At 46.3% G+C, this 12,754-nt stretch carries 5 protein-coding genes; 4 read left to right on the top strand and 1 reads right to left on the bottom strand.

All coding sequences use genetic code 11. The annotated features are described in order from the left end of the window. Positions 1-246: 246 nt before the first annotated feature. The 4 genes from flgG (at position 247) to EAO36_RS07550 (ending at position 11,170) form a co-directional block, all read left to right on the top strand. Positions 247-1,035 carry a flagellar basal-body rod protein FlgG gene (flgG, locus tag EAO36_RS07535; protein WP_120955941.1) on the top strand — a complete coding sequence of 263 codons (789 nt, stop codon included), beginning with the start codon at positions 247-249 and terminating at the stop codon, positions 1,033-1,035. Positions 1,036-1,042: 7 nt separating this feature from the next. Beyond that, positions 1,043-1,507, top strand: a complete 465-nt coding sequence (locus EAO36_RS07540) for a phosphatidylglycerophosphatase A family protein (RefSeq protein ID WP_120955942.1) — start codon at positions 1,043-1,045, stop codon at positions 1,505-1,507. A 57-nt stretch (positions 1,508-1,564) separates the two neighbouring features. Next, entirely contained in the window at positions 1,565-10,243 is an 8,679-nt protein-coding gene (locus tag EAO36_RS07545; protein WP_162983282.1) for a vacuolating cytotoxin domain-containing protein, read from the top strand. 108 nt (positions 10,244-10,351) lie between these two features. Further along, on the top strand, positions 10,352-11,170 hold the full coding sequence (locus EAO36_RS07550; RefSeq protein WP_120955944.1) for an NAD(+)/NADH kinase: 819 nt from the start codon (positions 10,352-10,354) through the stop codon (positions 11,168-11,170). A 186-nt stretch (positions 11,171-11,356) separates the two neighbouring features. Here the strand turns inward: EAO36_RS07550 and EAO36_RS07555 are convergent. Then, on the bottom strand, positions 11,357-12,754 hold a 1,398-nt coding region (locus EAO36_RS07555), incomplete at its 5' end, for a DNA translocase FtsK (protein WP_235852415.1).

The following is a 12,754-nucleotide window of genomic DNA, read 5'->3' on the forward strand; positions in this document are numbered from 1 at the left end:
TCTGTTTGTAGGCGATTAACATTGGGGTATTATACACAACCCCAGTGATATTTAAGAGTGTGCGGCAACTCTCCGCTTAGCTTTAAGCTTGTGGGCTTTAGCGCGCAGATGGTAGGGTTTTAAGCATCACAGAGTTAAGTTAATGTTAAAATTTTCAACGGATTTGTCTCAAAAATCCTATATTTTGATGGGCGTTAAAGAATTTTGGCTATAATGTCCTTTTATTCTCTCTCTGAAAGGCTAGCCATGTTGCGATCTCTTTATAGTGCCACCACCGGGATGTTAGGGCAACAAACCCATATCGACACCACTTCTAACAACATTGCCAATGTCAATACCGTGGGTTTTAAAAAACAGCGCGCGGATTTTAACGACCTCTTTTACCAAGCCCTCCAATATGCCGGCACTTCTACATCAGACACCACCAAATCGCCCAATGGGATCGAAGTGGGCTTGGGCGTGCGCACTTCTAGCGTTACCAAGATGTTTTCTCAAGGTAGCCCCAAAGAGACCGAAAATAACCTAGACATCGCCATTACCGGTAAGGGCTTTTTCCAAATCCAAATGCCCGATGGCTCGACCGCCTACACCCGCGCGGGCAATTTTAAGATCGACGATCAGGGCAATATAGTTACTACTGAGGGGTATTTGCTCATCCCCCAAATCACCTTCCCTCAAGACACCACCCAAATTAGCATCGGGGTAGATGGCACGGTGAGCGTTACACAGGGCAATGCCAGCACCTCGAATGTGATAGGCCAAATCACTTTGGCTAACTTCATTAACCCCGCCGGGTTGCACGCTTTGGGGGATAATTTGCTCGCTGTAACCTCCGCTAGTGGTCCGGCCATTGTGGGCAATCCTAATGGCGATGGCTATGGGCAATTACGCCAAGGCTTTTTAGAGCTTAGCAATGTGCGTTTAGTCGAAGAGATGACCGACTTAATCACCGCCCAGCGCGCCTATGAAGCCAATTCCAAGACGATCCAAACGGCAGATAACATGCTACAGACGGTCAATAGTTTGAAACGCTAGGATTTTCTTGCGCTTTTTTAGCAGAGAGTGTTTTTTAACCCTGTTTTTCTCGGGCAAAGTATCTAAGGGACCGGGCACGGCAGGCAGTGCAGTCGCTCTTGTGCTGGGCTTGCCCATCTTGTATGTTTCGGCTAACACGCTTTTTTTATGTGCGATTTTAATCGGCTTGATTGCCATCAAGCAAATTGACATCTACGAGGCACAGACCAACACCCACGATGACAAAGAGATTGTGATTGATGAATTGGTGGGCATGTGGATGGCGATGGCGATTGCGGGTTGGAGTTGGGTCGGCATCATTGCTAGCTTTATTTTCTTCAGACTCTTTGATATTCTCAAGCCCTCTATCATTGGCAAGATCGATCGCGATGTCGAGGGGGGCTTAGGAGTCGTGGGCGATGATGCACTAGCCGGAATTTTAGGCGGGCTTTGCGCGCTGATCTTAACCCACTTGGTGAAGGTCTTTTTCTAGTGGTGGCTAACAGATTGGGGGGTAAATTTTATGATAGAATAGACGATTATGAAAGGCATGAAAAGACAAGGTGGCTTAATCCTTAGATGTAGGCGTGTACTTGCACGGCGCGCGGGCTTTAAGGCTAGGACTTTGCGTAGCAAATTAAGCCCGCCTACACCAAGCCCCACGCTTAAAAGGCGTGTTTTTGGGGGGGCTTTGATCTTGGGGATGTTGCTTGTTGGGGAGGTTGGCGCAACATCTTGGAGGTCGGGAAATCAGACTCTCAACATGCAAAATATTGGGCAATACATCTATGACAACTCCACTAACAATACTTGGTGGGGTGGAAGTAATAAGTTTTACCGCTCTTACTCCAATGGGGGTTATTATTGTGCCAATTTTAATTGTAATAACCCTATAACCTTAAATGGCAATGGGGGGGGCACTTATACTTTCAATGGCTACACCTATAGTGGTCCGCTTAATATCAACACCCCTAATGCCAACTTGCAATTAGGCAATGTCCATTTTAATAATAACTGGGCAGGCCGCCAAACTGACCAATTTAACGCCCAAAATATCATTATCAACAATGCTTTTAGCTCGGGACAGAATACTAATTTGCAACTCAAAGCCAGTAGTATCACCACTTCAAACGCCCAGATCAGTGCTAATAATGGTCAAGGGATTAGCTTTGATACCTCCAAGATGGATATTAGTTCGACCACCTTCAGTGGGAATAGCACCTTAAACTTTGGCAGTGTCAAGGACATTAGCTTTGATAACACCAATTTCCAAACCGGCAATGTGCAGTTTGGCACTCTTAACAATGCGACTTTCAAGGGCACTTTCAACTACACAGGGAATCAGCAACTCACCATCAACGCACAAGATATTAATGCACAAGGGGCCACTATCTCTGCAAGCAATGGGGGGCTTAAACTCCAATCAAATCAGAGTGCTAATTTTAATGGGACAACCTTTGGGGGCAATAGTGCCATTATCTTAGGTATCAATGGGCAAGCCACTTTTAATGGGGCGACTTTTAATAATAGCCAAGTGCAAATTCAAGGGGCTAATAGCCTAGACTTTCAAGGGACAACCACTCTTGATCAAGCCTCTCCCTTTACTAACGTGAGCGTGCCCATTACGCTTAGCCCGGGTGCAGTATTTGATATTAATACCAATTTGACTAAGGGCCAAACTTTTAATATTTTGGGCACGACCGGGAGTAGCGCCATAGATTACAAAAATTACGCCAATAATCTTTGGCAACTCATCCACTACCAAGGGGCTACCGGGAGTCTATACACGGGCAATGGGGTTAGCAACCCTAGCTCGGGGGTTGGCACCTACCAAGTGGTCTTTAACCAAAATGGGGCGCAATATGTCGTGCAAGAGACTTTTAGCAATAATGCCATCTCTTTAAAAATGATCTCCTATGTCCCCCCACCCCAAAATGTGTGGAGCACCGTATCTGGCTTGACCACGGGGACTTATAATGTGGGCGATGGGGGGATCGCCTATATCAATCCCAATGGAAACACCCTAAGCGCATCGGTTCCATGGTATAACTTTGCTAATGGTAGCTTTAATGTTCAAATTAAAGGCAATGGGACTTTGATCTTAGGGAACGATAAAAAGGCTGTTGCCAGCGGGGGGACAATTTGGTTGGGTCAAAGTCAAGCGGTCATTTATGCCATCAACGGGAAGTTTGCATCCTATAACATCTATATGACCAATAATTTCAAAACGGGCAATGACTTTAGCGGGGGGACTGGGTATTTGGGTTTTGCTGCCGACAATGATTTCACCATGAAGGGCTTGAATTTCACTAATGTGTATGCGGGCACTGCTTATAGTGCTCAAGATTGGTTCACTGCTAATAAAACCATGGAAATTAGCCAGTCCAGTTTTGTGGATAACACGGGTGGCGCATGGTATTTTAATGCCCCTGAGATGACAATCACCAACTCTATCTTTAGCGGTGATGGCACCACCATGGACTTTAATGTCTTTAATAACAATAACACTGCAAAGGGTTGGACACCCAAAAGTATCCAAGTAATCAATTCCACTTTTACAGAGAAAAAGCGGGGGAGCATTAATCTCCAAAGTGGCAATATCACGATTGGTGGGAGTAATTTTGTTAGTGGTAATGCCACTAATATTAGCTTGAGTGCTAGCCAAGCCTTGAGCGTGAGCGACACGATTTTTAATGATCCATGGGATACTAGTGGGAGTGGGGCGACTATTGCTCTAGGGGGTAGCTCGGTTAGTTTGAATAATGACACTTTCAAGGGGACCAACAATGCGGTCAAGATTGTGGGGGCTGGTGGGAATGGATCGGCTCAAAATCTCACCATCAGCAACACCCAATTTGAGAGCAGCAAGCAGATCAACATTGATGCCAACCAAGCCACTTTCACCAACACCACCTTTGACACCACCGGCTATGGCAACCCCACCAATAACTTTAATATCCAAAAAGCCACCTTTAATAACACCACCTTTGGGGGGTATTCGCAATATAGTTTTAACCCCAATGGCACGGCGACTTTTCAAGGCACCACCACCATTGGCACGACTAATAATGGCGTGCCTGCCTCGCCCCTTGCAACTTTAGGCGGGAACATCATTTTAAGCCAAAATGCCTTGTTCAACATTAAAAACGCCTTGCAGGCGGGGGCTTCTTACACACTCTTAAAGGGCAAGATCAATTATAACGACAGCCAGTATGCCCAATCTCTATGGCAACTCATCAATTACCAAGGCATGCAAGGGCAACTTTTAAGCCAAAATGGCGATGTTTATACCGTCGGGTTTGATGTGGGTGGCTTGACTCTTAAAATGCAAGAGACTTTAAACAATAATTCTTTTACATTGCAACTTTTAACGGCTGTGAAAGATGTTTGGCAATATGTGCAGCCCTTAGATGGAGCGCATAGCGTTAGTATTGGTGATGGGATTGCCTACATTGATCCCAATCAAAAAAATGCAGCCTCTCCCTATTTTAACCCTAATGGTAATTTGCTCCAAACTTGGGGAACCTCCATTGTGGGGATTCCCTACCACACCTCATTTACAATTAATGTTAATGGAACGGGGACTTTAGTCATTGGGAATAACCGCCAACAAGTTGCAAATGGGGGGACTATTTCTTTGGGGACCGGATCCGGACAAGGATCAGCTGCTTGGTTGTGCCCGACCTGCTACGTCACCGGCACCTTTAATGCCCCTAATATTTATCTCACCAACACTTTTAAAACGGGTAATTTCGCCTACGGACAGGGTGCTGGGGTTACTTTTAATGCCACAAATGACCTTACCGCTGATGGCTTGACCTATAGCAATGTGGCTACCGCCTTTCCCGGAATACAAACAGGAATTAGCCAACACTCCCGTGCTTTTTTTAGCGCACAGACAATGGAGATCACCAATTCGCATTTCTTTGATGCGACTTGGGGGAGTTTTAGTTTTACCGGCTCTAAGCAGATCACTTTTAATCAAAGTGCCGTGCAAGGGAGTAATACCCAAGTTACGCTCAATTCCCCTAGCATCAGCTTAAATGGTGGGGGTTTCTTCTTGGGGCTTGGGAGCACGCTAAGCATTGGGAATAATGGTGGGGGTGCTAGCCTTGAGGGCACTGATGCGACCTTTAATCTCAACCAACAAAGCCATGCGACCTTTAATACTGCTGTTAATTTAGAGGGCGATAGCGCGCTTTTCTTAAATAACTCCAGCACCGCGACTTTTAACCAACAAGCAGATTTTGCGGGCGATAGTGCGTTGAATTTGGATAATGCTAGTAGCATCACTTTTAATGGCAACACAACCCTAAGTGGCAATGCGCTTTTAAGCTTGATGAACACGGGTGGGCAAAAAACCAACCAAAGCAAGGCGGCTTTTAATGGCACAACTACGCTGAGTGGCAATGCAAACATTGGCTTATCTCAAGGGAGCGTAGCGACCTTTAAGGGTTTGGCGACTTTTGGGGGGCAGTCTAGCCTAAACATGGTTGGGACGGGGCAGAATACCCAAAATGGGCAACCACAGACAACAGCCACTTTTCAGGGCGGGGTTACTTTTGGTGCGCAGTCTAGCTTGAATCTGAGTGATGGTGCCAGTGCTAGCATACAAGGGCAGAGCAACTTTGAGGGGAACACCACCAATCTTTCCAATAGCTCTTTGAGCTTGCAAGATGTTACTTTTAATGCGGGTAACTTGGTGGTGGAAAATAGCACCTTTGATGCCAGCGGGGCTGTGAGCAGTGATGGCACAACCAATATGAATTTATATGGCAATAATAGCTTGAGCATGGGCAGTTTTACCCTCAATGGGCTTTTAAACCTCAATGGTGCGATGAGCCCTGACACGGCTCCCTTGATCAAAGTTACCAATAATTTCACCTTAGCCCAAAAAGGGAAACTTAATCTCTCTAACATTGATATCTTCACTAATCTTGAAAATAAAAAATCAAAGACCTTTGATATTTTAAAAGCGGGTAGCATTGTGGGGCTTGGGGGGGCAGATGGTTATCAAAACATTGGACTCTATGGTTTGCCTATTCAAGATGCTTCATATAACCAAGCCAATGATAGCTGGAGTTTTGTTAATCCCCTCAATGGCAACCAGATCATCACTGAGAGTGTGCAAAATAATAACCTCAAGATCACCATCTCGGCTAACCCTAATCCTAGCCCCACTCTAGCCAATCTCTACAACATCGCCCCTGAGCTTTTTTATTACAAACAATCCAAGCAAAACACCACGGGAACCAGCTATGATTATAGCGATGATCGGGTGGGGACATTTTTCCTAGATAGTAATATCAAAGGGACTTTCACAGCCCCTGTTACTGCCCAAAATCCTAACCCTACCCCCCAAGTGCCCACCACCTACAACACCAGCGGCCACCCCTTAGACCCGCTCTATATCTACAATAGCCCGATCAATAAGCAAGTTTTATCTAATCTCTTTGATATTGCTTCTAGCTTGTTCCCCGCCCTAGAGCAACTCTTAAAATCTTTCAATATCAATGATTTAAGCGATCCTAATAAGCTATTACAAGCCCTCTCAAGTTCTAATATCAGCTTGACAGACCAGCAAAAACAACAGCTTTTGGGCTTTATCGACTCGCTCTCTAGTAATATCAACCAAACCTTTAAAAATGGGACTTTGGTCGTGGGGGCTCCACAGGTCGGGCAGGTTAATAACACAAGCCAAGTTTGGTTTGGGGGGAATGGATATGCGGGCATGTGTGCCCAAAACTCCGCTTGTAAAACCTTCAGAAACACCTACTTAGGACAGCTCCTAACTTCCACAGCAGGGGCTCTAGGCTATATTGATGCCAATTTTAATGCCAAAGATATTTACATCACCGGGACCCTTGGTAGCGGGAATGCGACCCAGACGGGCGGGAGTGCTTCGGTGAGTTTCAACAGCTCCACTAACTTAGTGTTAAACCAAGCCACCGTAAGCGCCGAGCAAACCGATCAAGTCTTTAACCTCTTGGGCACAGGGGGCATTGATAAAATCTTGGGGCAACCCGGACTAGGGCAGGCATTGGGGAATATCATCTACCAAACAGCCTCTAATAATGGTCTGATCCCCCAAGGCTTGCAAGATTTACTGCCCAAATCCTTAAGCAACAAAACACTAGGATCGATTTTTAATGCCAGTGATTTAGGCCCCATTTTGCAATTACCCGGTTTTGCCACTGCCATTAAAGACATCATGACCTCTAAAACGGTGGGTTCTTTATTAGGCTCTAATGGACTCATTAGCCATTTGGATAGCGCACAACAAACAAAAATCTACACCATGCTTAATGATGAGATTCAAAAAGGTTTGAATAGTCTTCCTACAGCTGCAAAAATTGCGGCACAAGCCGGGCTTGGTATTATAGGTGGGACCAAAGGGGCTCAATCTCTTATTGACAAATTTTATGCCAAAGACACCCTTTGGACCTTGATGGAGCAACTCTCTCCGGCAACGGGCATGACTTTAAACCAAGCTTTGGCAATGGGAGACACGCCCCAAGGTGTTACTAGTTTGCAAAAGTTCTTAGACACCACCACTTTTGGGCAAATCTTTAAGATAGTCTTTGAGAATACAAACTTAGTTAATCAGGGTGTGGCATGGCTAGGTCCCCAACTCTTGGGCACCATTCTTAACATGGCGATCCAAGATGCGATCAACCCCCCTAAAGCCCTCACCAACATGGCGCAAAATGTCGGGATGAAAATTCTAAGCGACATCTTAGGACCTGATACCCTAAAAGCCTTGCAGGATAACACCATGGTTAGCAATGTGATCAATGGCATTATCAAAGATGGTGGTTTGGGGGGTGTTTGGCAAAAGGGCTTGGGGAGCATCTTACCCCCTGACTTGCAAGAAGCCCTTAAAAAAGCGGGCGTGGGGTCTTTATTAGCCCCTAAGGGTCTTAGCACGCTTTGGGAGAAGGGTTATTTTAGCTTTTTGGCCAATGATAGTGTCTTTGTGAATAACAGCACCTTTAGCAACGCCAGCGGGGGGGATTTGAGCTTTGTTGCGGGCAAATCCCTTTATTTTGTGGGGGATAATAGCATTGATTTTACCAACTATCAAGGCACGCTCAATCTCTTTTCTAACGATGTATCTAACATTAACCTAACCACCTTGAACGCCACCAATGGACTCACTATCAACGCCCAATTCAATAATCTCGCCGTCCAAAAGGGCACGATCGCGCTCAACCAATACGAGAGTTTGGGCGTGAGCGCGAAAAATTTTAGCTATTTGGGCACAATTAATGCCGATGGGGCGGTCAATCTCTCCAGTGTAACCGACCAAACCGCCCTAGGCACGCTCAATCTCACCCAAAATGCCACCTTGCAGGCAAATAACTTAACCATCACCAAGGCACTTACTAGCACCTCTACTAGCGTGCTCAATGTCGCCCAAGATCTCAATTTGCAAAGCGGGGCGACCCTTGATCTCAACATCACCAAACTACCCCCCAACACACAAGCAACACAAGCTCCAAGCGCAGATGGCTTGCAAATTGGGGGCGGGTTTAATAGTGCGGGTACAATCAGCTTGAGCGTGGATTCCTCTTTGACTCCTAGCCAACCCTTGATCCAAGCTAATGGGCTCATCAATTTTAATTTGAATGCCCAAACCCCCTTGAGTTTCAGTGTGCAAGCCCCACAAGGTGCCACCTCCCCCATCAGCGGTGCTTATACCCTCATGCAATCTAATAGCTGGATTCATTACAACCCCACAACCTTTAACCCCAATAACTGGCAAGATTACCTCAATCTTTATACCAGCTTAAAAATCAATGGGACTAATTTCCAGCTCAATACGCAGGGCACGGGCTTAACTTACAACGGGCAAGCGGTCAATATCAGCGATCGCGGTTTGTTGGTTACCTACCAAAATGGCAATAACCAGAGCGTGAGCGCCTCCATTGCTTATAATAAAATCCAAGTGGGGGTCAATCAGCCCCTCAATATTGAAGTGCCCACGATCAAGCAATACATCAGCCAAATCCAAGGGGAAGCTAGCGTGCGCGCCATTGAGCAAGCCGGGGGGCCTGATGTGATGGGCTGGTTTAACAAGCTCTTGATTGAAACCAAGAATACCCCCCTCTTTGCGCCCTACTACCTCGAGCAACACTCTTTGCAAGACATGGTGAAAATGGCTAAAGATATTGCCAATAGTATCGATTTGATCGCTAGCCCCACGCTCAAAGCCAATGCCTCCGATCTCTTGCAAATTAGCTCGCACACCAAGCAGATGAGCCGTCTAGCCAAACTCTCTAATTTCAGCGCCGAGCCGGCAGTCTCCTTCCATGACTTTTTACAATCCCTCAAGGGCAAGAAGTTTGCCAGTGCCGTGCCCAATGCGATGGATATTATCACCGCCTACTCCCAAAGAGATCGCTTAAAAAATAACTTTTGGGTTACTGGCGTGGGTGGGGCTAGCTTTGTGGCTGGGGGCACGGGCACGCTCTATGGAATCAATATCGGCTACGACCGCTTCATTAAGGGTGTGATTGTGGGCGGGTATGCCGCCTATGGCTACAGCGGTTTTTATGGCAATATCAGCAACGCTAGTTCTAATAATGTCAATCTTGGGTTTTATAGCCGTGCTTTTTTAAAGGGCAGACATGAATTAACCGGGAGCATCAATGAGACTTGGGGCTATAACAAAGCAACTATCAATGCGATCAACCCCATTTTATCGGTCGTGAATCAAAAATACGATTACAATACATGGACGACCAACATCGGTGCCAATTACGGCTATGACTTCTTTTTCAAAGAAAAACGAGTCATTTTAAAGCCCCAAATCGGACTCACTTACTACTACATCGGGTTATCCCGTTTGCAAGGCTCGATGAACAACCCTCTTTATAACCAGTTTAAAGCCAATGCCGATCCGGCCAATAAGTCCGTACTCACCCTCAATCTTGCCCTAGAGAGTCGCCATTATTTCAAAAAGAACTCTTATTACTATGTGATTGCGGGCATTGGGCGGGATTTATTTGTCAATTCTATGGGCGATAAGCAAGTGCGCTTCATTGGCAATGATACCTTGAGCTACCGCAATGGGGGGCTTTACAACACTTTTATGAGCTTGACAACTGGGGGAGAGGTGCGTTTGTGGCGATCCTTTTATATCAATGCGGGCATTGGGGCGCGTTTTGGGTTGGATTACAAAGATATTAATATTACCGGGAACGTGGGGATGCGCTATGCCTTTTAAGATAAAATTAAGCATTCATAGGGTATTATTCAAGTCCCCCTCCTTTTTAGCCCTGAGAGGTTCCTCTCGGGGCTTTTTTATTTGTAATCATTAGGTTTTTTAATCAGCATGAAACTCCCTCCCATTAAACGTGTACATGTCCTCCTCAAACCCGATCTCGCTCCTAAGCACTTGGAAGTCCTCCAAGTTGCCTTGCAAGAGGCACAGATGGATTATGACTTTTTGATTCCGCCAAAATCTAGCCCCCATGAAGCTTTGCTGTGCTTGGGGGGTGATGGCACAATCTTGGGGGCTTTGCGCCATAGCAGTGCAGCGGCTTGTTTTGGAATCCATGTGGGCCGTCTGGGATTTTTGAGCGCGACCAATTTGGAGGGCACTTTAGAGTTTTTAAAAGCCCTTAAAGAAGGGCGTTATAACTTGCACCAACATTTGATGCTAGAGGCTTACATGGGCAAACAACCCCATACCTTCCTCTGTGCTAATGATATTGTGGTGGCTAAAAAAGACTTTTATGGCATTTTAGAATTGCAATTATTTATTGATCAGACTCTAGCCAATGTCTATCAAGTGGATGGTTTGATTATCGCCACGCCTCTAGGCTCCACAGCGTATAATATCAGCGTGGGCGGGAGTGTAGTTCACCCTTTGTGCCAAAATATCTTAATCACCCCCATTGCCCCCCACTCTTTAAATGAACGCCCCTTGATTTTGGGGGCACACGCACGCTTAGAGATTGTGGCGCAAAAATCTTGTGTGGTGGTGCTCGATGGGCAGAGCCACCACACCCTAAGGGCTCACCAAGTCCTAAAGGTGCAGGCATCTACACGCCAAGCCACCTTGCTCCAACCTTTGAATCGCAACTATTTTAAGGTCCTCAAAGAAAAATTCTCTTGGGGGCTAAAAGAACTCCCCAAAGAGAGGACATAGGGGGATGTTTTAACTCCAGCCGCGGAGCTTTTTTAAAGCCATGTGCAGATGTTCGCGTCCCGGAAATCATTCCAGCAAAGAAGTGCGATCTGGGGTATATAGACTATGGTAAATATGCGGGAAGGCATCTAAGAGGGATTGGAAGATAATAGAGATTTATAAAATTTTCTAAGATTTCTTGCAGAGCTAAGACGGCTCAACACCGCTAACATCTTTATTGTGGCAAATCCAATGCACCACCCGTTCAACCTCTTCTTCGGTCACATAAGGGGCGTGTAGTCTTAATAATGCATTACTTCCCGGTGGGGTGAAGAGCATATCGCCCTTGCCTAGCAGACTTTGCGCCCCCTCAGTATCTAAGATTACACGCGAATCCACCTTAGAGCCCACTTTAAAGCTGATCTTGCAAGGTAAGTTTGTTTTGATAACACCTGTGAGCACATCCACGCTGGGGCGTTGGGTAGCAATGATCAAATGAATCCCGCTGGCACGTCCCATTTGGGCGATCCGCATGATCGGGGTTTCTACATCTTTGCCACCCACCACCATTAAATCGGCTAGTTCATCGATCATGATCACCAAAAAAGGCATGCTCTCTGCCTGCGCTTTGGCGTGGTAACTCTCGATATTTTTAACCCGTTGCTGGTTTAGCAGGGTGTAGCGGCACTCCATTTCACACACGGCATTTTCTAGGGCTTCTATGGCTTCTTGGGGCGTGGTGATGATCGGGGCTCTCAAATGGGGGATATCCGCATAAAGGCTAAATTCTACGCGCTTGGGGTCAATGATGATTAATTGGAGCTGATCGGGAGTGTTTTTAAAGAGCAAGGATAAAATCATCGCGTGCATGCCAACACTCTTGCCACTGCCGGTGGTGCCAGCAATAAGCAAATGGGGGAGACTCTTAAGATCACTCACATAGGGCTGACCCACCACATCTTTACCCAAAGCCAGTGCTAAGGGTGGGGCTTGTCTGAAAGCTTCACTCTCTAGGATTTCTTTTAAGCAAATAGGCGTGGGTGTGGGGTTGGCAATCTCAATGCCCATCACATCTTTACCCTTGATCGGGGCTTGAATCCGAATAGAAGGGGCACAGAGTGCCATTGCCAAATCATCAGCTAGAGCTAGGATTTTGCTCACCTTGATATGCGGGGCGGGGCGTAACTCAAAAGTGCTCACAACGGGTCCTACATGGGTGCTCACCAACACCCCTTCAATTTTAAACATGCGCAATTTGTCTAGTAATTGCTGGCTCTTTTGCTCCATTTGAGGCAAATCTAGGGCTAGGGGCATCTCTGGGATGGGGTTGAGTAAATCCGTGCTAGGCAGGGTGTGATTTTCAATTCTATGGGACTTAAGGGGTGTGATCGGGGTTGTTTCTATTGGATCTTCTAGGGCGCGTCTTTGTTGCACCAAATCCATATAAGCTGAGTTGGGGGGGGTGGGTTTAGCCGGGTCAGAAGTAGATTTAGAAGGGCTGACTAATTGGACTTGTTGGGTGCAAAGGTCTTGGTTTTCTTGGCTGTAATAGCTCACCTTGATTTTTAGGGGGGACTGGGGGGCTCCTCTTGGGGCTCTTTGGGG

The sequence above is a fragment of the Helicobacter mehlei genome (assembly GCF_003660265.1).
Lineage (GTDB): Bacteria > Campylobacterota > Campylobacteria > Campylobacterales > Helicobacteraceae > Helicobacter > Helicobacter mehlei.